This is a genomic window from Duganella phyllosphaerae (assembly GCF_001758785.1).
GTDB lineage: Bacteria > Pseudomonadota > Gammaproteobacteria > Burkholderiales > Burkholderiaceae_D > Rugamonas > Rugamonas phyllosphaerae.
Map to the genome: position 1 here is coordinate 1 of NZ_LROM01000071.1, position 21554 is coordinate 21554.

15 protein-coding genes are annotated in these 21554 nt (G+C 62.7%); all 15 read right to left on the reverse strand.

Going from position 1 to position 21554, the window contains the following annotated elements; translation table 11 throughout:
- The coding region (locus DUPY_RS08320) for a penicillin acylase family protein (RefSeq protein WP_167359050.1) at window positions 1-408 on the reverse strand (408 nt) is incomplete at its 3' end.
- Window positions 409-540: 132 nt separating this feature from the next.
- Window positions 541-1479 carry a LysR family transcriptional regulator gene (locus DUPY_RS08325; RefSeq protein ID WP_070247365.1) on the reverse strand — a complete coding sequence of 313 codons (939 nt, stop codon included), beginning with the start codon at window positions 1477-1479 and terminating at the stop codon, window positions 541-543.
- Window positions 1480-1544: 65 nt separating this feature from the next.
- The gene (locus tag DUPY_RS08330; RefSeq protein ID WP_070247366.1) at window positions 1545-2519 is read right to left on the reverse strand and encodes a glycoside hydrolase family 43 protein; all 975 of its coding nucleotides are present in this window, start codon (window positions 2517-2519) and stop codon (window positions 1545-1547) included.
- Between the two features lie 109 nt (window positions 2520-2628).
- The gene (locus DUPY_RS08335) at window positions 2629-5016 is read right to left on the reverse strand and encodes a glycoside hydrolase family 127 protein (protein WP_070247367.1); all 2388 of its coding nucleotides are present in this window, start codon (window positions 5014-5016) and stop codon (window positions 2629-2631) included.
- Window positions 5013-6035: an arabinan endo-1,5-alpha-L-arabinosidase gene (locus DUPY_RS08340; RefSeq protein ID WP_070247368.1), complete on the reverse strand. Its 1023-nt coding sequence runs from the start codon at window positions 6033-6035 to the stop codon at window positions 5013-5015. Before DUPY_RS08340 ends, DUPY_RS08335 begins: the two co-directional genes overlap by 4 nt.
- Before the next feature lie 106 nt (window positions 6036-6141).
- The gene (locus DUPY_RS08345) at window positions 6142-7692 is read right to left on the reverse strand and encodes an alpha-N-arabinofuranosidase (protein ID WP_070247369.1); all 1551 of its coding nucleotides are present in this window, start codon (window positions 7690-7692) and stop codon (window positions 6142-6144) included.
- 13 nt (window positions 7693-7705) lie between these two features.
- Window positions 7706-9670: a glycoside hydrolase family 97 protein gene (locus DUPY_RS08350; protein ID WP_070247370.1), complete on the reverse strand. Its 1965-nt coding sequence runs from the start codon at window positions 9668-9670 to the stop codon at window positions 7706-7708.
- A gap of 1 nt (window position 9671) precedes the next feature.
- Window positions 9672-10439, reverse strand: a complete 768-nt coding sequence (locus DUPY_RS08355) for an SDR family NAD(P)-dependent oxidoreductase (protein ID WP_070247371.1) — start codon at window positions 10437-10439, stop codon at window positions 9672-9674.
- 74 nt (window positions 10440-10513) lie between these two features.
- Window positions 10514-12094: an aldehyde dehydrogenase (NADP(+)) gene (locus DUPY_RS08360; protein WP_070247372.1), complete on the reverse strand. Its 1581-nt coding sequence runs from the start codon at window positions 12092-12094 to the stop codon at window positions 10514-10516.
- Entirely contained in the window at window positions 12091-13083 is a 993-nt protein-coding gene (gene araD1 / locus DUPY_RS08365) for an AraD1 family protein (RefSeq protein WP_070247373.1), read from the reverse strand. The genes DUPY_RS08360 and araD1 overlap by 4 nt, the downstream gene beginning before the upstream one ends.
- 163 nt (window positions 13084-13246) lie before the next feature.
- Window positions 13247-14992, reverse strand: a complete 1746-nt coding sequence (locus DUPY_RS08370; RefSeq protein ID WP_070247374.1) for an IlvD/Edd family dehydratase — start codon at window positions 14990-14992, stop codon at window positions 13247-13249.
- Window positions 14993-15136: 144 nt separating this feature from the next.
- Complete coding sequence (locus DUPY_RS08375) at window positions 15137-16195, reverse strand: aldose epimerase family protein (protein ID WP_070247375.1); 1059 nt, start codon at window positions 16193-16195, stop codon at window positions 15137-15139.
- Between the two features lie 137 nt (window positions 16196-16332).
- On the reverse strand, window positions 16333-17286 hold the full coding sequence (locus DUPY_RS08380; protein WP_070247499.1) for a glycoside hydrolase family 43 protein: 954 nt from the start codon (window positions 17284-17286) through the stop codon (window positions 16333-16335).
- A gap of 16 nt (window positions 17287-17302) precedes the next feature.
- Window positions 17303-18658, reverse strand: coding sequence for an MFS transporter (locus DUPY_RS08385; RefSeq protein ID WP_070247376.1), 1356 nt, complete (start codon window positions 18656-18658; stop codon window positions 17303-17305).
- A 25-nt stretch (window positions 18659-18683) separates the two neighbouring features.
- Complete coding sequence (locus DUPY_RS08390) at window positions 18684-21374, reverse strand: TonB-dependent receptor (RefSeq protein ID WP_070247377.1); 2691 nt, start codon at window positions 21372-21374, stop codon at window positions 18684-18686.
- Between the last annotated feature and the right edge of the window lie 180 nt (window positions 21375-21554).

A 21554-nucleotide genomic window follows, 5' to 3' on the forward strand; every position in this document is an offset into this window, starting at 1 on the left:
GGCCTGCAGCGCGGCCAGCGCCAGGTCGGCGCGGGCGCGCAGCCGGTGCAGCCGGTGGGCCTGGTCGCTGGGCAGCGCGCGCGGGCCGAACAGCTCCGACAACTCGCCGGCCGCCACCCGGCGCAGCAGGTCCATCTGGAAGTAGCGCTCCTGGGCGTGCACGAAACCGGTGGCATACGCCACGTCGAGCCGGCTGGTGCCGCTGATCACCGGCACACCGTGGACATCGCGCGCCACACTGGCAGCACCTTGCAGGCCGGGCGCCTTCTGCGTGCCGTCCAGCACTGGCAGACTGGCGCGCAAATACAGCCAGCCGCCGGCCACCATCAGCAGTACCAGAGCCACCAGGGCCAGCACCACCCTCGCCGGCCACTTCCACCAACGCTTCTGCCACACCTCGTTGCCCATACATCCCCACGACCATGGTTGATAGTCCGGTCAGTGTGCCAGAGCCGCGCCGGACGGGCAATCACGTCAGAGGCCAAGGTGCTGCCTGATATCTTTGCCAGCTTCGGCCCGACCGCTTGCCGCGGACATCGGTCAGTAAATCTCGCGCGCCACTTCGCGCACATAGCGCAGCAGCAGCTGCGCCCCTGGGGACATCAGGTGGCCATCGACCATGATGATGCCGTAGGCGTCCATCCGGCACGGCAGCTCGATCGGCAGAATCTTCAGCACGCCCTGGGACTCGTAGTACTGCGCCACCGCCACCGGCATCACGTTCAGCGCGTCGGTCTGCTGCAGGAGTGGCTTGATCATCAGTACCGCCGTGGTGTCGATCACGTTGAACGGCACTTCCAGCCCGGCGCGGCGGAACATCAGTTCGCAGCGCGCGCGCAGGATGCTGCCCTGCGGCGGCAGGATCCAAGGCTGCGATGAAATGTCGCGCAGCTGCAGGTTGCGGGCAGAGAGCAGCGGATGGCCCGGACGCACCACCGCGCACGCCGGCTCGTCGCCCAGCTCTTCGTAACTCAAGCCCTGGGCGCTCTGGCGTTCGGGAATCCTGCCGATCATGAAATCGAGGCGGCCGCGCTGCAACTGCTCGAGCAGCACGTTGGACTGTTCCATCTCGACGCCGATGCGCAGGCGCGGCGCGGCCTGCTTGGTGCGCGTGATCGCCTGCGGCAGCAGCGCAATCCCCGGTGTCATGATGGTGCCGATATCGACCTGGCCGGCCAGGCCGGCCTTGATGGCGACGATGTCCTCGTGCGCCATCGACAGGCTGGTCAGGGCCATGCGGGCGTGGCGTATCATGGTTTCGCCGTAGATGGTCGGCTCCATGCCGCGCGGCAGACGGTCGAACAGCTGCACGCCCAGCATTTCTTCCAGGTCCTTCAACTGCTTGGACGCGGCCGGCTGCGTCATGTGCAGCTCTTCGGAGGCGCGGTGGATGTTGCGTTGTTCGTCGAGTGCGATCAGCAGCAGCAGCTGGCGCGTCTTGAGGCGTGCGCGTAAAAACCAGTTCGGGTTAGTTTCCATAGGAAAAATGATATCACAAACGGTATAGATTTTTAGTCAACACCGCTTGTTTCGATATCACTCGTTCACTTGCTGCAAGCAGGACTGGGGTTGGCCTGTGGCCCGTCCGCGGTCTGCTTGATGTACGGGATGGTGCCGTCGGCGTTGTACGTGAACTCTTCCACCGCCACCGAGCGCCGGTACTCGCCGCCGCCAGGCAGCTTGTCGTTGTGGTACACGATGTACGACTTGCCGTTGAATTCGATGAACGCGTGGTGGATGGTCTTGACCACTTTGTTTTTTGACATGATCACGCCGCGATAGGTCCACGGGCCGGTGGGGCTCGGGCCGGTCACGTACGCGGTTTCTTCCGGAAACTCGCGCGAGTACGACAGGTAGTAGATGCCGTTGCGCTTGTGCAGGTATGGCGCCTCGGTAAAGCGGTCCATGCCCACGGTGACGATCGGACCATCGAACTCGGTCATGTTCTTTTTCAGCCTGGCGTATTTCAGTACCGTGTTGCCCCAGTACAGATAGGCCTGGCCGTCGTCATCGACAAACACACCGGGGTCGATATCATCCCAGGCGATCGGCGACTCCCTGGTCATGTCGTTCGATACCAGCGCCGAACCGCGCGCGTCCACGAACGGGCCTTCCGGCTTGTCGGCGACCGCCACGCCGATGGCGCGGCCGGGAATGGTGGCGTGATCGACGGTCGAATAGAAGTAGTACTTGCCATCGCGCTTGACGATGTCCGAGGCCCAGGCATCGACTTTACCGATCGCCCACTTGAAGGCGGACGGCTTGAGCGGCACGCCGCGGTCGGTCCAGTTCTTCATGTCGCAGCTCGAGTACAGGCGCCATTCCTTCATCACGTAGTCCTTGTCCTTGGGCGTGGCTTCGTCGCGGCCCACGTACAGGTAGGCCACGCCGTCTTCCACGAAGGCGGCCGGATCGGCGGTGAAGATCTTGGGGAGCAACGGATTGGCGGCATGCGCCACGGTGGCGCCAGCAAGGGCCAGGCCAGCAACGATGATGGTAGTGATGTTTTTCAGCTTCATATTCGACTCCTCAGTCTCCGAATGGCACGTACTTATAGTTCGTATTTATCGAACAAATACTAAGGGCTGAGGAAATATCTATCCAATCATATTTTGCGCATGTTCCATATCATTTCGGGTATGACCGCAGCAGCCGCAGGCCGTACAGGCCGCCCGCGACCGATCCGGCCCTGGCCACGAACTTCACCACCAGCTTGCCCCTGGCCGCAGCCACCAGCGTCGGCGGCAACGGATAGTCGACCGTGTAAAACGGTTGATCGGCCTGGTCGCCCAGCACCACTTGCGCCAGCAGTTCGCCATTGACCAGGATGTCGAACTTGCGCCCGGCGTCGCCCTTGGCGTAGGTCAGGCGCAGCGTGCGCGCCTCCGCTTTTTTGTCGGTGAGGTCGTAGCTGAACCAGCCGGTCGCATGGCGCCAGTGCCTGCCCTGGTTGATGCCGGCGTCGCCGCCGTCAGACTTGAAGAAGTGGTCGGACTCGGGTTGCTGCTCGCCCGGCGCCACCTGGTCGATGGTCAGTGCGTTCAACGCCAGCCGTTCCTTTTCACCTTCGGCAGCCCTGGCCTGCATGGCCTGAAGGTTGGCCGGCGTGGAATACGGCCAGTACATCACATAGCGCGCATCATGCAGGCGGAAGAACGGCATGAAGACCACGCTGCCCGCGTCCTTGCCCTGGACTAGTCCCGGCGCCGTGAACGTCAGCGGGTGACCCGGCACCGGCTTGAAGCGGTCCATGAAGTCCTTCGTGTCGCTCACCAGCGTGGGCGCCGACTCCAGCGGGCACACGGGGCCGGAAGCGATATGGCCCATGCGCGAGTCGTCGGCCAGGAAGCTGAGCTTCTCACCCGCGATCGGCGCGGTTTTCGCCGCCAGCACGATGGGACCGTGCAGCACGGCATAGTAGTTCGATTTGTCCGGCATCTGCTCGAGCCAGGTCGTCATCGGCAGCTTGACTTCCACCTTGTCGCCGCTCTGCCATTGGCGCTCGACGCTGACATAGCTGTCGGCGCCGGGTTTGGCGGCTACCGCGCGGCCGTTGACCGTCACCTGCATGGCGCCGCGCGCCACCCACGACGGGTAGCGGATCTTCATGGCGAACTTGCCGTTGCCAGTGACCGTAATCGTGCTGCGGTCCTGGTCCGGGAACTGGCTGGTTTGCGTGATGGTGAGGTTCTTCTCTTTCCACTTGAGCGTGGACGGGATGAACAGGTTGACGTACAGCGCATCCTTGCCGTGGGCGTAGATGAATTCACCGTACTTGGCGTGGCTCTCGATACCGGACCCTACGCAGCACCACATGCCCTGGTCCACCTGCGAATACACGCGGTAGTGATTGGGGCGCATCGGCGTGAAGTAGACGAATCCGCCCGTATTGGGCCGCTGCGACGACAGGATGTGGTTGTACAGCGCGCGCTCGTAGTAGTCGGTGTACGAACCCCTGGCATCGCCGAGGAACAGCAGCTCGGTGAGCTTGAGCATATTGTAGGTATTGCAGGTCTCGGGGCCCTCCACCTCGTCGATCATCGACGTAAAATCGTTGGAGGCGTGGAAGTGCTCCTTGACGCTGTTGCCGCCGATTGCCACCGTGCGATGGTCATGCACGGTCTGCCAGAAGAACTGCGCGGCCTGCTGCCAGTCGCGCCGGCCGGTCATGTCGCCGATGCGTTTGAAGCCGATCACCTTCGGAATTTGCGTGTTGGCGTGCAGGCCGGTGAGCTTGTCCTGCTTTTCTTCGAGCGGGCGCAGGACGGCCTGGTGCGAAAAGCGCACCGCCAGGTCCAGGTACTTCTTCTGCCCCGTCATCTCGGCCACGTCGGCCAGCACCTCGTTCATGCCGCCGTGCTCCGCGCGCAGCATGTTCTGCATCTGTTCATCGGTCAGGTGCGCGCTCAGTGCCAGCGCCCAGTCGGACAAGGCGATCAGCATCGTGCGCGCGTCCTCGTTGCCGGCGTACTTGTAGGCGTCGCGCAGGCCCGCGTACACCTTGTGCAGGTTGTACCACGGTACCCATTTGCCGTTGACCGAGAAGTTATCGGCCTTCATTTCACCGCGCGCGATGGCCTGCCACACGGCGCTGCCCTCGGGGATGCCGCCGAGGTAGCCATTGCCGTTCTTCTCCTGGCAGCGCTTGAGCTGCGCGACGAAGTAGTCGAGCCGCTGCTTGACTTCCGCGTCGCCGGTGGACGCAAACATCAACGCCAGCGCCGACAGGTAATGGCCGCCCATGTGGCCATCGAGACCGCTGGACTCCCAGTTGCCGTAAGTCGGCTTTTTGAGCGGCAGGCCAGCCTCGCGCAAAAATGGCGCCAGCAGGCGGTCCGGGTCCATCTCCATCATGTAATGGAGGTCGGTCTGCTGCGCTTCCAGGAATGGGCTGGCGCCCAGGCGTACGTCCTGCAATGGGAACAGCTTTAACGGCGCCGCATTGACGATACCGGCGACGGCGCTGGTGACAGCGATCAGGGTGACGGCAGCCAGCCGGCGAAGTCGGGGTTTCATTTGGCAGGCAGCAGCACGCTGCGATACTTGTTCAGGTCCGCCTGGTCCACGGTCGGCCAGCCGCTCTTGTCCCATTTCATTTCCATGATTTTCAGCTTTTGCAGGTAGTTGTCCGCCGTCTCGTACGCGTGCAGCACCAGGTAGTCCTTGCCATCCATGGTGTAGGCGCTGTTGTGGCCCAGTCCTTTCCAGTCCTTGTCGCCGGCGATCAAGAGCGAGCCGCCGCCCTTGACCATGTCCACGCCTTGCTGGTCCAGGTAAGGCCCCTTGACCGACTTCGAGCGCCCTACGACGACGTGATAGGTGCTGTCGGCCTTCTTGCAGCACAGCCCAAAGGAGGCGAACAAATAGTAATAGCCGTTCTTTTTGAAGATGAACGGCGCTTCGATTTCGGCGGGGCCGGCAGACTCGCCGGCCACCTTGTCGCTGCGCGGGCGGGCGGCAATCGCGTGCCACTCCTGCGGCTCTGCCAGGCCGGTCCATTCTTTGTTGAGCTTGACCAGTTTCAGGCCGCTCCAGAACGAGCCGAACGACATCCAGGCGTCGCCGTTTTCATCCTCGATCACGTTCGGATCGATGGCGTTCCAGTCGTCGCGCACCGGCACCGATTGCAGCACCATGCCCTGGTCTTCCCAGCGGTAGTCGGGCGAGCGCGGATCGAGCGTCTTGTTGACGGTAACGCCCATGCCGGACGTATTCTTGCCGAAGCCGGAGACCGAATAATATAAATAGTATTTACCGTTGTGATGCTGGATGTCCGGCGCCCAGATATGGTCGTCGAACGTCGGCGCGGCGCGCCTGGCCCACGTGGGCTGGCCGGCAAACACGCGGCCTTCGGGCTTCCAGTGTTTCATGTCCTTCGAGCTGTAGAAAGTGATGCCGGGACCGGTGGAGAAAACGTAATAGGTATCGCCTTCCTTGGCCATCACGGGGTCGTGGACGCTGACTTCTTTGGCGGTCGCTGGAAGGGCTGCCACGGTGGCGGCAACGAGAATGATCGAGGAGATGAGAGACTTCATTGTAACCCTAGACGTAAAATTTCGACCTCCCCGCGCAGGCGGGGACGCGCACGGACACCAGCCGCGCTGGCCTTACGGCGCGCGCAGCCGGTGTCCGCCATGGCGCTTACTCCACCGCCACCACGATCACCGCTTTCGACGGGATCTTGATCGTCAGCTTGCCGTCGGCGCCGGCGCTCGCGCTGAACGGTACAGGCTTGATGGTGTCCGGCGCCTGGAAGGTGTTGTGGGTGTCGAGGGCCGGCGCGGTCAGCACGCGTCCCTTGACCGACTTGATCGCCACACCCGGCACATCGACCGCCACTTCGGCTTCCTGGTTCGGATTGGTATTCACCAGCGCCAGGTACAGCTTGCCGTCCTTGGCGCGCGCGGCGGACGCACTGATCTCAGGAATGCTGCTGCCGTTGTACGAGTACTGCGGATTGTCCTTGAGCGTGATCGGCAGCGACGTCGCATCCTGGAACGGCACGTACATATGGTAGGCGTGGTAGGTTGGCGTCAGCAGCATCTTGTCCTTGTCGGTCAGGATCATCGCCTGCAGCACGTTGACCATCTGCGCGATATTGGTCATGCGCACACGGTCGGCGTGCTCGTGGAAGATGTTGAAGTTAAGCGCCGCCACCACCGCGTCGCGCAGCGTGTTTTGCTGGTACAGGAAACCGGCGTTGGTGCCCTTCTCCACGTCGTACCAAGTGCCCCATTCATCGACCAGGAAGCCGATTTTTTTCTCGGGGTCGTTGCGGTCCAGGACTTCGACATTTTTCTTGATCATGCTGTCGATCTTGAGGGTGTTCGACAGGGTCGAGAACCATTCGGCTTCCTTGAAGCCGGTGGCCGCGCCCTTCACTTCCCACTTGCCGGTCGGGATGGTGTAGTAGTGGAAGCTGATGCCGTAGGTCTGCTTCTTGGCCTCGCGGCTGATCATGTCGGTCCACGTGGTGTCGTAATCGTTGCCGCCGCTGGCGATGATTTGCGGGCGCAGGTGCTTGGGCGCGCGCAGGAAGGTTTCGGTCTGCTTGTACAGGTCCGTGTAGTAGCGCGGCGTCATGTTGCCGCCGCAGCCCCAGGCCTCGTTACCGATGGCGAAGAAGTCCACCTTGAATGGCTTGTCGCGGCCATTTTTGCGGCGCAGTTCGGCCAGCGTCGATTTGCTGTCGGAGGTCATGTACTCCACCCATTCCGACATTTCCTGTGCGCTGCCGGTGCCCAGGTTGCCGTTCACGTAGGTGTCGGCGCCCAGCTGCTCGGCCAGGTCGAAGAACTCGTGGGTGCCGACAGCATTCGATTCCTCCACGCCGCCCCAGTTGGTGTTGACCTTGACCGGGCGCTTTTCGCGCGCGCCGATGCCGTCACGCCAGTGGTATTCGTCGGCGAAGCAGCCGCCCGGCCAGCGCACCAGCGGCACGTGCATTTCCTTCAGCGCGCCGATCACGTCGTTACGCCAGCCACGGGTGTTGGGGATCTTCGATTTGGGGCCGACATACATGCCTTCGTAAATGCCGGTGCCCAGGTGTTCGGCAAACTGGCCGTAGACGTTCTTGTTGATCACCGGGCCGGGCCTAGTGGTGTCGATGGTGACGCTCACTGGCGCGGCATAAGCGTAACCGCCGGCGGCGATCAGGCACAGGGTGGCTACGGCGTGTTTGATAGGGTTCATACGGGTCTCCTGGTTACTGTTTTTTTGTTATTACGAAGCCACCATGCGGCTTGATGGTGACTACTGCTTTCTCGCCGGCGTCAATGCTGCGCTGGCTGAAACTGGCGGGGTTGCCGGTGACGGCTTCCCCATCGCTGATGATGCGCGCCGCGCCGCTGCCGGCGAACGACAGGTCGAGCGTGAGCGTTTTGTCTTCCCCGGTGGCGTTGATGCCGGCGATATACCAGGTGTCGCCGGCGCGGCGCGCGATCACCGCGTACTTGCCAGGGTAGCCATCGACGTAGCGGCTGTCGTCCCAGCTGCGCGGCAGTTCACGCAAGAAGTCTTTTACGTAGGCCGGCGCGGTCGCCATGCCCTCGGGACGCTCGGCGAAGTGCTGGATGCCGGAGACCATCAGCACCGAGGTGGCCAGCTCGAAGCCGTTGCTGCTGGTGCGTTTGATGTTGGGAATGTCGCCGAATACCATCGGCGTAAAGTCCATCGGATCGAACAGGTTGCGGGTAAACGGCAGCATGGCCACGTGGGTGGGCATCGCATCTTCATCCTTTTGCTCGAAGCTGGTGAACTCGAAACCCTTGACCGATTCCATCGTCATCAGGTTGGGCCAGGTACGGTGCCAGCCACGCGGCAGCGTGGAACCGTGGAAGTTCACCAGCAGGCCCGCCGCCGCCGCATCGTTGAGGATATCGACGTAATACGCCATCATCGCCTGCGAGTCGCCGTTGAAGAAGTCGATCTTCACGCCCTTGATGCCCATGGCGCGGATGCGCTTGAATTCCGCCACGCGCTGCTCGTGGGTGAGCAACTTGCCCTTCGGTGAATACTTGGTGCCGTTCCACGGGCCGGACGAGTTATACCAGAGCAGCAGGCCGACGTTTTTGGTGGCGGCGTAATCGGCCAGCTGCTTCACCTTTTCGTAGCCAATTTTCTGGTCCCAGTCGGCGTCGATCAGGGTGTAATCCCAGTGCATGTCGGCCGCGTAGTCGATGAATTTCTTCTGCACGTCATACACCGTGCCATCGTCCTTGAGCAGCGCCCAGCTCCACGACGCGTGGCCCGGCTTGACCAGCTGCGCGTCGAACTTGATGGCGGGTGCCGCCAGGTCGGTGCCCAGCGTGGAGTTGGTGACGGTGGCCAGCGATCCGAGCGCGATCAGGCGCCATGGCGTGGTCAGCGTGCCTGCCACGTCGGCCAGCAAGCCCTTGCCGCCATAGGCTTCGGCCGGCATCGGATTGCCAATGCGGTACACCCCATCCCTGGAGTCGGCCGCCAGGCGCGAAGCCTGGTAGCTGCCGTCCATACCCGCTTCGGACAGCGCGACCCAGGTCTCGCCGCTCTGGTACAGCGCCGGGAATACCCAGCCGGCCGGCGACGGCGACGTCGTGCCCACCGCGATGTCCATCCGGTAGTGCTCTTCGTAGGAAGGATTGGTGCGCTCCCAGCCGGTTTGCGCCACCGACATCGGTTGCAGCCAGGCCTTCGCGCCCGCCGGGAACGCGAACGTCGTGCGCTCCTGCACCAGCGTCTTGCGCGGCAGCGATGGTTCGGCGACAACGTAGCGGAAGGCCACGCCATCGTTGGAGACGCGGAACACGATGTCCATCTTCTGGTTCTGTGCATTCTGCACGGTCCAGGTTCTTTCGTTGGCGCGGTAGCTGATGTCGCGCTTTTTGCCGACCGCCATGCGGTAGTCGTCGGTGATCGCTTTGTCCTGCGACGCGTTCGTGATCGTCAGCGCGCCGGACAGGTCGGCGCCCTGCAACTGCAGGCCCAGTGCCGACGGCAGCAGTACCGGCTTGCCATCGCGCGCGACGGTGTACATCAACGGCTTGCCGGTCCTGGCGATGACGCTGACCGTGATGTGTCGATCGGGGCTTGCCAATACCGTCAGATTCGTATCACTGGTGGGGCTGAGTGCCATTGCACCTGGCGCGGCCATCACGCCAACCGCGAGCGCGGAAATAAAGTTCTTCACCATGTTAAACCCATCCTCCATCGACAATGAATTCCTGCGCCGTGCACATGGCGCCGTCGTCGGCGGCCAGGAACAGCACCATCGACGCGATATTTTGCGGCATCAGCTTGGTGGGCAGGCACTGGTTGCGCTTGATATCCTGCTCGCCGGCGTCATCGAGCCACAGCTCGACCTGGCGCTCGGTCATCACCCAGCCCGGCGTGACGGTATTGACGCGGATGCCGTGGGCGCCGAACTCGCGGGCCAGGCCACGCGTCAGGCCATGGGTGGCCGCCTTGGCGGTGGCATACACGGGATAGCCGGCATTCTTGACCTGCCACGAGATCGAGCCGACATTGATGATGGCGCCGGCGCCCTTCTCCCTCATGCCGTTGAAAACGGCCTGGCAGGTGAAGAACATCGGGCGCTGGTTGATGGCGATGCGCTGGTCCCAGTACTCGACGGTGACATCTTGGGTTTCGTGGCGCTGGTCGTTGGCGGCGTTGTTGACGAGGATGTCGAAGTCGCCGATGGCGCCCGCCAGTTCGGCCATGGTGGCCTTCAGGGCCGCGATATCGGTGATGTCGCACGCGCGGAACAACGGCTCGGGGTAGCCGGCTTCCTTCACGCGCCGGCACAGGGCCAGGCTGGGGTCGCGGGCGATGTCGACAAAGGCGACTCTTGCGCCCTGCTCGGCGAACGAGATCACCATCGCCTCGCCGATGCCGGTGCCGCCGCCGGTAATGAATACACGCTTGCCGCGCAAGCTGGGGAACTTGGCCAACTGGGTCATGCAGTCTCCTGAAGTTTAGGCTTGCGCCTGCGCCTGCGGCCCCGTCTAGGCGGGGCTCGCAGTTTGCATCTACATCATTTGCGGGTCAGCTCACCGTCGCGGCGACGCCAGCCTTCCGTACCGCTATCGCGCAGCACTGCCGGCAACAGCGCCTGCGGCAGGTTCTGGTACGACACCGGGCGCAGGAAGCGCACGATGGCGCCGGTACCGACCGACGTGCTACGGCCGTCCGACGTGGACGGGAACGGGCCGCCATGGACCATGGCGCTGGCCACTTCCACGCCGGTCGGGAAACCGTTGGCCAGGATGCGGCCCACTTTGCGTTCCAGCACCGGCAACAACGCGCGGGCGGCGTCGATGTCGGCGTCGTCCAGTTGCAGGGTGGCGGTCAGCTGGCCTTCCAGGTTTTCCGTCACTTGCAACAGCTCGGCCACGTCGCGGCACGCCACGACCAGCGAGGCTGGTCCGAAGATCTCTTCGCCCAGTGCATGCTGCGCCAGGAACGCCGCTCCGGTGGTGACGAACAGCGCCGGCGCGCCCTTGCCTTCTTCCTGCGGCGCCAGCGCTACGGTGGCAACGTTCGGCTGGTCCTTGAGCTGCGCCACGCCGCGCTGGAAGTTACCGGCGATACCGGGCGACAGCATGGTGACGGCCGCGCCGCCAGCCAGTGCTTGCGCAGCGGCGCTGGTGAAGCGATCGAGCTCGGGACCGGCCAGGGCCAGCACCAGGCCGGGATTGGTGCACATCTGACCCACGCCCAGCGTGAGCGAACCGGCGAAACCGGCGGCAATCTCTTCGCCTCGGTTGGCCAGTGCGGCTGGCAGCAGGAATACCGGGTTGATCGAGCTCATTTCCGCATACACGGGAATCGGTACGGGGCGCGCGGCAGCGACTGCCATCAGCGCCATGCCGCCAGCGCGCGAACCGGTAAAGCCCACCGCCTTGATCGACGGATGGCGCACCAGTTCCTGGCCGATGGCGTTGCCGGCGCCGGTCAGCAGCGAAAATACGCCACCGGGCAAACCGCACATCTCGACTGCCCTGGCCACCGCGCGGCCGACCAGCTCGGACGTGCCGGGATGGGCAAAGTGGCCGCGCAACACGACCGGGCAGCCGGCGGCAAACGCGGAAGCGGTGTCGCCACCGGCCACCGAGAACGCCAGCGGGAAATTACTGGCCGCGAAAACCGCGACCGGCCCCAGGCCGATCATGCGCAGGCGCAGGTCGGGACGCGGTGGCGCGCGGTCGGGCAGCGCGGCGTCGATGCGCACATCGTTCCACGAGCCTTCGCGCAGCAGGTTGGCGAACAATTTCAGTTGGCCGACGGTGCGGCCGCGCTCACCTTCCACGCGACCGCGCGGCAGTCCGGTTTCGGCCATCACGCGTTCGACCAGCGTGTCGCCAAGGGCGACGATTTGCTCGCCCACGGTTTCCAGGAACACGGCGCGCTGCTCGTCGCTGATGGAGCGGAAGGTGTCGAACGCGGCTTCCGCCGCGCGGCACGCCGCGTCGATCTGGTCATTGTCGACTGCGAAAAACTCGGTCTCGAGCAACTGGCCCGCTGCCGGGTCCCACGCGCGCAGGGCGGCGCCGGTGCCTTTGACGGCCTGGCCTGCGATCAGTGCTGCGCCGGTGAGGATGCTGGTATCGATCATAGTGCTTTCACTTTCGCCACGGTGGTTTTGTACACGGCCAGCTTGTTGCGCAGTGCCGGGCCAAATTGCGGCGCCTCGATCTCGAAGGTCTCGCCTTCCTTGACCACGATGTTGTCGGCCACGCTCAGTGTCGCGGTGCCGAAGAAGTGGATGTGCACGTCGCCCGCGCGGTTGAACAGCGGGTACTTGAAGTGGTGGTGCTCGAGGTTGGCGATGGTGTGCGACATATTCTGCTCGCCACTGAAGAACGCCTTTTCCCAGCGTACCTTGCCATCGACATCGATAATGCGCGACGTGCCTTCGATGTGCGCCGGCGCTGCGCCGACCAGCAGCGCCGGGCCCAGGCCGCACACGCGCAGCTTGGAGTGGGCCAGGTACAGGTAGTTCTGGCGCTCGGTCACGTGGTCCGAGAACTCGTTACCAATGGCGAAACCGACGCGGTATGGCTGGCCGTCGTCGCCGATCACGTACAGGCCCGCCACTTCCGGCTCTTCGCCGCCGTCGAGCGCGAAGTCCGGCATGGCCAGGTCCTTGCCGCTCGCAGCCACGATGGAACCGTCGCCCTTGTAGAACCACTCCGGCTGCACGCCAGCCTCGCCGGCGGCAGGTTTGCCGCCTTCCACGCCCATGCGGAACATTTTCATCGAGTCGCTCAGGGTTTCGACGTCACCGCCGATTTTCTTGTGCATGGCGTCGCGGGTGTCGGCGCTGCCCAGGTGGGTCAGGCCGGTGCCGGTAACGTAGGTATGGGCGTCGTCGGTGTGATCGAGTGGCGCCAGCAGGCGGCCGTCGGCGGCAATCGCCGCGAACGACGCGGTGTTGGTGCCGATCGACTTGTCGGCCAGCGCGGCCAGGCCGAGCGATTTACGGATGGCGTCCTGCGCCAGCGCGTAGGTGGTGTTGTAGCCGTCGATGATGCGGACGGTGTCCTGTTCCAGCACGCCGACCTGGCGCGCACCTTGTTCGTTGGTGAATTGGATGAGTAGCATGGAAGTCTCCTGAAATTTTATCTGCCGTGCCGCCGCGGTCACGGCAATCGTTGACCGCTGCTCCGTCGTCCTCGCGCACGCGGGGATGACGACTCAAAGGCTGGCGACTGGGCGGCTAACGACTTTCGGCCCGCCAAGCGCGACGGACCATAATTGATACCAATTAATGCGAATGACGCGGCACGGCCGAACCACGGTTCCCGACCAGGAAGTCGAAGTCGCAGCCTTCGTCGGCCTGCAGCACGTGTTCGATGTACAGCTGCTGGTAGCCGGTCTTCGGTCCCGGCGCGCTGCCGGTCACACGGACCGCCTGGCGCGCAGCCATTTCTTCGTCGGTGATCTCGAGATTGAGTTCGCCGCCGGCGCAGTCCAGCGTGATCCAGTCGCCATCCTGGACGATGCCCAGCGGGCCGCCAGCCATCGCTTCCGGCGCCACGTGCAGCACCACGGTACCGTAGGCGGTGCCGCTCATGCGCGCGTCCGAGATGCGCACCATGTCTTTCACACCCGCTGCCAGCAGCTTCGGCGGCAGGCCCATATTGCCTACTTCGGCCATGCCGGGGTAGCCTTTCGGGCCGCAGTTTTTCATCACCAGCACCGAGTTGGCATCGACTTCCAGGTTCGGATCCATGATGCGCGACTTGTAGTGTTCGAAGTCCTCGAACACCACGGCCTGGCCGCGATGCTGCATCAGCGCCGGGGTGGCGGCCGATGGCTTCAATACCGCGCCGCGTGGCGCCAGGTTGCCGCGCAGGATGCAGATGCCGCCGTCTTTCAACAGTGGCTTGTCCAGCGGGCGCACCACTTCGTCGTCGTAGATCGGCGCATCCTGGCAGTTTTCCCAGATGGTCTTGCCGTTGACGGTGAGCGCATTCGGGTTGGGCAGCAGGTTGCCGTCGCCCATGCGGCGGATCACCGCAGGCAGGCCGCCGGCGTAATAGAACTCTTCCATCAGGAAGCGGCCCGATGGCAGCAGGTCGACGATGGTCGGCATGCCACGGCCCACGCGGGTCCAGTCTTCCAGTTCCAGGTCCACGCCGATGCGGCCAGCGATGGCTTTCAGGTGGATCACGGCGTTGGTCGAACCACCGATGGCGGCGTTGACGCGGATGGCGTTTTCGAAGTTTTCCTTGGTCAGGATCTTCGACAGCTTGAGGTCCTCGCGGACCATTTCCACGATGCGGATGCCCGACATGTGGGCCAGCACGTAACGGCGCGCATCCACCGCCGGAATGGCGGCGTTGTGCGGCAGCGAGGTGCCCAGCGACTCGGCCATGCAGGCCATGGTCGAGGCGGTGCCCATGGTGTTGCAGGTACCGGCAGATCGCGAGTGCCCTGCTTCTGCGGCCAGGAATTCGTGCATCGAGATTTCGCCGCCCTTGACCTGCTCGTGCAGCTGCCAGACGGCGGTGCCGGAACCGATGTTCTTGCCGTTCAGTTTACCGTTGAGCATCGGGCCGCCGGTGACCACGATGGTCGGCAGATCGACCGAGGCGGCGCCCATCAGCAGCGCCGGGGTGGTCTTGTCGCAGCCAACCAGCAGCACGACAGCGTCCATCGGATTGCCACGGATCGATTCTTCGACGTCCATCGACGCCAGGTTACGGGTCAGCATGGCGGTTGGACGCAGGTTCGATTCGCCGTTCGAGAAGACCGGGAATTCGACCGGGAAGCCGCCGGCTTCGAGGATGCCGCGCTTGACGTGTTCGGCCAGCTTGCGGAAATGGGCGTTGCAGGGGGTCAGTTCGGACCAGGTGTTGCAGATGCCGATGATCGGTTTGCCCTGGAATTCGTGATCTGGAATGCCCTGGTTTTTCATCCAGCTGCGGTACATGAAGCCGTTCTTGTCATTGGAGCCGAACCATTCGGCAGAGCGCAGCTTAACCTTCTTGTTGTCGTTCTCGGACATGCAAATCTCCTCAGTTATTCTTGTGCGCCGGCTGGAAAATACCAGGCCGGCACAGCGATAAAAGCAGTCTAAAATGTACTGAGATAACTTTCCAATAAATTATTAAACGATCTTGATACCGAAACGGATATCGGTTTCAGCGATTTATCCGGTGGTGAACTTGTAGGCCATAACGGTGGTGTACTCCTCGCCCGGCCGCAAAATCGTCGAGGGAAAAGCGGGCTGATTGGGCGAATCGGGGAAGTGCTGAGGTTCCAGGCAAAAGGCGCTACGATGGCCGTAGATGCGTCCTTTTCCTTTGACCGAGTCGCCGAGGAAGTTACCGCTGTAGAACTGGATGCCGGGTTCCTGGGTCCACACTTCCAGCACCCGGCCCGAGACCGGCTCGCGCACGCGCGCCGCCAGTTCCAGTGCGCCCTCGGCCTTTTTGGCGAGGACGAAGTTGTGGTCGTAGCCAAAACCGTTGCGAATTTGCTCGTCGTCGGCATCGATCCGCGCGCCGATGGCCTGGGCGCTGCGGAAGTCGAATGGAGTGCCAGCGACGGGCGGCAGGTCGCCCAGCGGGATCTGCACATCGTCGATCGGCGTGTAGTGGTCGGCATGGATGGTCAGTTCGTGGCCGAGGATGTCGCCGCCGGCGGCCAGGTTGAAGTAGGCGTGATTGGTGAGATTGACCGGCGTGGCCTGGTCGGTAATCGCGTGGAAGGCGATACGCAGTTCGTTATCGGCGCGCAGTTCGTAAATCACCGTGGTTTCCAGGTTACCGGGGTAACCCTGCTCGCCGTCCGCGCTCAGGTACGAGAGTATCAGGCCGGCCGACTTGGGCGTCACGAAGGTTTCGGCGGTCCACAAGCGCCGGTGAAAACCTTCAAGGCCGCCGTGCAGGTGGTTGGCGCCGTTGTTCGCGTCGAGCTGGTACTGCTGGCCATCGAGAGTGAAGCTGGCGTTGGCGATGCGGTTGCCGTAACGGCCGATCAGGGCGCCGAAATACTGCGAGTCGCCCAGGTAAGACGCGACGTCGTCAAAGCTGCAGTTGACATCGGCCAGCTTGCCGTCGCGGTCCGGTACGTGGATTTCGGTGATCACGCCGCCCAGGTTGAGGATCTTGACGATCATGCCGTTGACGTTGGTGAGCGTGTATTCGGTGACGGGGCGGCCGTCGGGCATGTGGCCGAAAGTTGATTCGGTGATTGAGGTTTGCATAGGAGTGTCTCCATGTGAATGCGGCCGGAAGGAGTGATCCTTTCCGGCCGCGGCGTGCTCTCAATTGGATTCCCGCATGCGCAGGAATGACGAGGCGCTCCGTCGCCCCCGCGCAGGCGGGGGCCCAATGTAAAACATCAAGCGATCGAAGGTTTGCCGAACACCGGCATCCCCTGCGCGTCCCACTTCAGTGGCTTCACATAGGTATGACGGTCCGGGTTCCACAGCGGGTCGCCGATGATCTCGGTGTAAGTTCTTGCATGATAAACCAACATGACGGTTTCGCCATCGTCGCCGATGGTGAAGCTGTTGTGGCCCGGGCCGTACACCTTGTTCTCGAAACACGTCTGCAGCACCGGCTGCGGGCTCTTGGTCCACGCTGCCGGATCGAGCACGTCGGCGCTTTCGTCCGCCCACAGGATGCCCATCGCGTAGTTTTCGTCGGTGGCGCTGGCCGAGTAGCTGATGAAGATCTTGCCGTTCTTTTTCAGCACGGACGGGCCTTCGTTGACCCAGAAGCCACGGATCTCCCAGTCGAACTCCGGCTTGCTCAGCATGACGGGCGGGCCGCCCAGCTGCCACGGTGTTTTCATCGGGGCGATGTACAGGTTGGAGTTGCCCTCGATGGCCACGTCCTTTTGCGCCCACAGGTAGTACAGCTGGCCCTTGTGGGTAAAGGTGGTGGCGTCGAGGCAGAAGGTGTCGATGCCGGTGTCGATCTGGCCCATGAACTCCCACTCGCCGATCAAAGGATTGGGGTTGGTGTTACGGATCGCGTACATGCGGTGCTGGAACAGCTTGTACTTGATCTCGCGGCTCGGTGCGGCAGCAAAGTACACATACCAGGCGCCGTCGTTGAAATGGATCTCCGGTGCCCAAATCAGTTCGCTGTACGCGCCCGTATCCGGCTTGTGCCAGACGTCGACTTTTTCCGCGTCCGCCAGGCCGGCGATGGTTGTGGCGCGGCGCAGTTCGATGCGGTCGTACTGCGGCACCGAGGCGGTAAAGTAGTAATAGCCGTCGGTGTGGCGGATGATGAACGGGTCGGCGCGCTGTTCGATCAGCGGTTGCAGGATGTCTGGGGTTTGCATTGCTTCGGTATCCAATTTAAACGGTCACGGGGGGTTGTACAGCCATTTGCTTCTTCACCTGTGCATAGTACTGGTCGGTTACGCGGTAGCGGAACATCATCAAGCCCATCACGGTATGGAAAAAGCCCGGAATCAGGGTGACCATCAGCACGATGCCGTGCAGCGCGAACGCGGTCTGCTCGTGGTTGGGCGCATACTGGAAGTACGTCAGCAGCCAGCCTACCAGCACGCCGGCGATGCCCATGCCGGCCTTCTGGCACACCGAAATACCGCCGTAGGCAAAGCCCGAAACCCGCTTGCCGGTTTTCACCTGGCCGTAGTCGATGGTCTCGGCAATCGCCGACCAGAACACCGGCGCGTGCAGGTCCACCACGAACGACAGCACGAAGTACAGCACGAACGCCAGCATCACATCGCCAGGCTTGACGACGAAGTAGATCAGCGAGCTGATCACGCCAACCGCTATCTGCGACCAGCGGAACAGCTTGACCTTGCAATAGAACTTGGTGATCCACGTGGACGCGATCATCGACAGGATGGCCGCGACCACGCCGATCGACAAAAACGTGGAGACGGTGGCGGTGTTCCCGCCCAGGTAATACTTGGCGTAGTAGATGGCAGCCGAGGCGCGCACCACGTAGCCGATGGTGCCCACCACGCACACGCCGCACAGGATCAGCCACTGGTCGTTCTTGAGCAGCAGCTTCATCTGGTCCGACAGCGACTGGCGCTGCACCACGTGGCGCACGCGCTCGGTGGTGGTAAATACGCAGAACAGGAACAGCACCACGCCGATCACCGCCATGACCGCCATCGCGGCCTGGTAGCCCACGGCCGCGTTGCCGTGGCCCCAGCGCTCGGACAGCACCGGCACCACCACCGTCACCATGAAGGCGCCGATCTTGGCGAAGAACAGGCGGTAGCCGTTGGCCGACAGGCGGTCCTGCGGATCGTCGGTCAGGCTGCTGGGCAGCGAGATGTAGGCCACGCCCACGCCCGACGTCATCAGGGTCATGATGATGTAGGTGGAGTAGGCCCACACCAGCTTGGCGCTGTATTCCCAGTCCGGCGTGGTAAACACGAAGAACACGCTGATGCCGTAAGGGATGGCCAGCGCCAGCAGCCAGGGGCGGTAGCGGCCCATGCGCAGGCTGGTGTAGCGGTCGGTGAGCTGGCCGACAATCAGGTCGCCGATGGCGCCCGCCACCTTGACGACGAAGAACAGCAGCGCCAGGTCGGAGGTCTTGAGGCCGTAGATGTCGGTGTAGAAGAACGTGATGATCAACATCATCGACGAGATCACCACGTTCAGCGCCATGTCGCCGGCGCCGAAGCCCACTTTTTCCAACAGTGATAATTTTTGATTCGACATCTGCTAGCTACCTCTGCAAAACTGCTTAGTACTTCAGGTTCATCGACAACCCCAACGTGCGGTCATAGCGGCGGGTATCGCGCGGGAAGTCGTTCTCGTTATCCCAGTAATCGCGGTACTTGAAGTTGAGCAGGTTGGTACCGGTCAGGTTGACGGTGACGTGCTTGTTCACCTTGTAGCTGAGCGACCCGTCGAGCGAGGATACCGGTGCTACGGTCAGGTCCTTGCCTGCCAGGTTGGCCGCATCGGGCGTATCGCCATAGGTGAGCACGTATTTCGAACGCCAGTTGTAAGCCAGGCGTGCCGACCACTCGTCCTTTTCATACAGGCCCACGATGTTATATGACAGGCGCGACATGCCCTGGAACGGCTTGTCCGACTGGGCTGGATTGGTGGCCGAAGTCACACCGCCTTCGGTGTATGTGACGTTGGCCTGCAAACCGAAGCCGCTCAACCACCCGGGCAAACCATCGTAGAACTGCTGGTACGCCACTTCGACGCCCTGCAGGTGCCCCTTGTCCGAGTTGGTCGGGCGGGTGACGTTGTACGGTACGCCCTGGAAGGTTTCCGACACCACGCGGTTGACGATGTAGCCGTCGAAGTTATGGCGGAACACCGTGCCGCTCAAGGAGCCGGTGCGGGCGAAGTACCATTCCAGGGTGGTGTCGAAGTTTTGCCCGGTGAATGGTTTCAGGCCCGGATTACCGCCGGTGGCGCTGGCAACGTTGGTGGTGCCGTTAGGCCTGATGTAGGCGGTGGCCGGATTGAGGTCCGAAAAATTCGGGCGGGTCAGCGTCTTGTTGTAAGCGAAGCGGGCCAGCAGGTCCTTGCGGATCTCCAGCTTGAAGTTAGCGCTTGGCAGCACTTCGGTGCCCGAAGACTTGCTGGTGGTCGCCGTGTAGACGGGCTTGCCGTCGGTGTCGAAGGTCGTGTTATTCGCATCGATGGTCGCATCGGTTTTGGAAACGCGTACGCCAATCACGCCTTCAACCGGGTACTGGCCCAGGTCGAAGCCTACGCGGGTTTTCACGTATGCCGCGTAGTTCTTCTCGGTATTGCTGAAGAACGATGCAGGATCAATGTTCTTGGGCGCCGACGAGCCGGTAGCAATTTGGCGCACCGACGCGGTGTTGTTGATCAAATAGCTGCCGCAGGGCGTGGACCAACCGGCGGTGCCGTAGTTCTCCGACATGCCAGGCGTGGTGCATGCCAGGCCCGGAACACTGGCCATCGTCACGCCAGCAGTCGCTGGCACGCTGCCCTCCTCGGACTTGATCGAATTGGCCTTACGTTCATTGGTGCGTACGCCGAAACTGACGTCCTTGAACAAGCCGTCGGCTTCCGGCGTCCAGGTACCGTCCGCGCGCCAGTCGGTGGACTTGCCTCTGTCGTAGCCGTAGCGGTCGAAGAACTGCAGCAGCGTGATCTTGCTTGGATCGGTCAAACCGGAACCGGTGTACTGTGCAAACGGGCTTTTGCCGGCATTGGTCTTGATGTAGGCGCTATCGGCGGTGGTGCTGGTGTCGAGGATCGGATTGCTCCAATCGTATTTGCTGTCGGTGACGGCCAGCTCCGAGCTAACCCGCAGGCCCGGCGTAACGCGCCACTTGGCGCCTACCGCATGCTGCGACGACGTCGTCTTCGAACCAAGCACCTGGGTGGACAGGATGGTGAACGTGTTGGTCGAGTTGATGGTCTCGGTCTGATTGGTGCCGGGGATGCGCGTGACGCGCACCGCGTCCGGCGTATTCCAGGGCAGGCCAACGAAGAAATCGGTATCGGTGGTCCGCTTGAGCGTCGAATACAGGCCTTCCGCATACACCTCCAGGTCCGCGTTCGGCTTCCACTGGAACGCGTAATTGGCGGCCTGGCGCTTGCGCTGGCCGTGGATATTTTGCAGGCCTACCAGGTCGGGACCGGTCAGGGTCGGATCGGCAGCGCCGCCCTTGAAAATCGGGAAGGTCTGGAACACCCGCTCTTCGGCAAAGCGGTCCTTCACCGAAGACACGCCGAACAGTGCGCCCACTTCGCCGATGCCGGTGTTCCAGCGGTTCGAGACCATGCCCGACAGTTCGGGATCGGTGGCGTTGGCCTTGTCCTTGTTCTTGCCGCCCACTTGGGCGCTGGCGGTAAATTCCTTGAAGTCGAACGGACGATTGGTGCGCACATCGATCACGCCGGCGATGCCGCCTTCGACCAGGTCCGCGCTCTGCGACTTGTACACATCCACGCGCTGGAGCATGGTCGACGGAATGTCGGCCAACTGGATATAGCGGCCGGTGGTCGTAAACATCTCGCGGCCGTTGAGCAGCGTGGCGATGCCGGGCAGGCCACGGATCAGGACAGTGTCCGCTTCGCCGGCATTGCGGCTGACCTGCACACCGGTCACCCGGGCCAGGGTTTGCGCCACGTTCGTGTCGGGGAATTTGCCGATATCGTCCGCGACGATGGAATCCATCACGTTGTCGGCATCCTGCTTGATCTTTTGCGCCGATTCGGCGGCACGGCGCATGCCGGTCACGGTGACGACGGACACGTTGGGATCGGCGACAGGTGCTTGTGCCGCAGCGGGGGCTGGGGCTGGGGCCGATGCCTCTTGCGCCATGACAGGGAAAGCAGACAGCAGCCCGGCCGCTGCCAAAACGGCGACGCCCGCTTTAAGGACGAGGCGATGCTGCGCGCGGGACGAAGTGGTCCCGGTAATCGTGGTGTTCATGTGTCTCCAGTGCTCATTGTTATGTGGCTCTACCCAGGCCTGTCTCGGCCGTTAAAAAAGATCATATTTGTGAGCAGGAAAACAAACCAATCAATTTTTTGGCAGTTTTGATACCGAAACCGACATCGGGAGAGCATTCGAAACGTAAAAAAACCCGCACAAGGCGGGCTTTTGAGCACA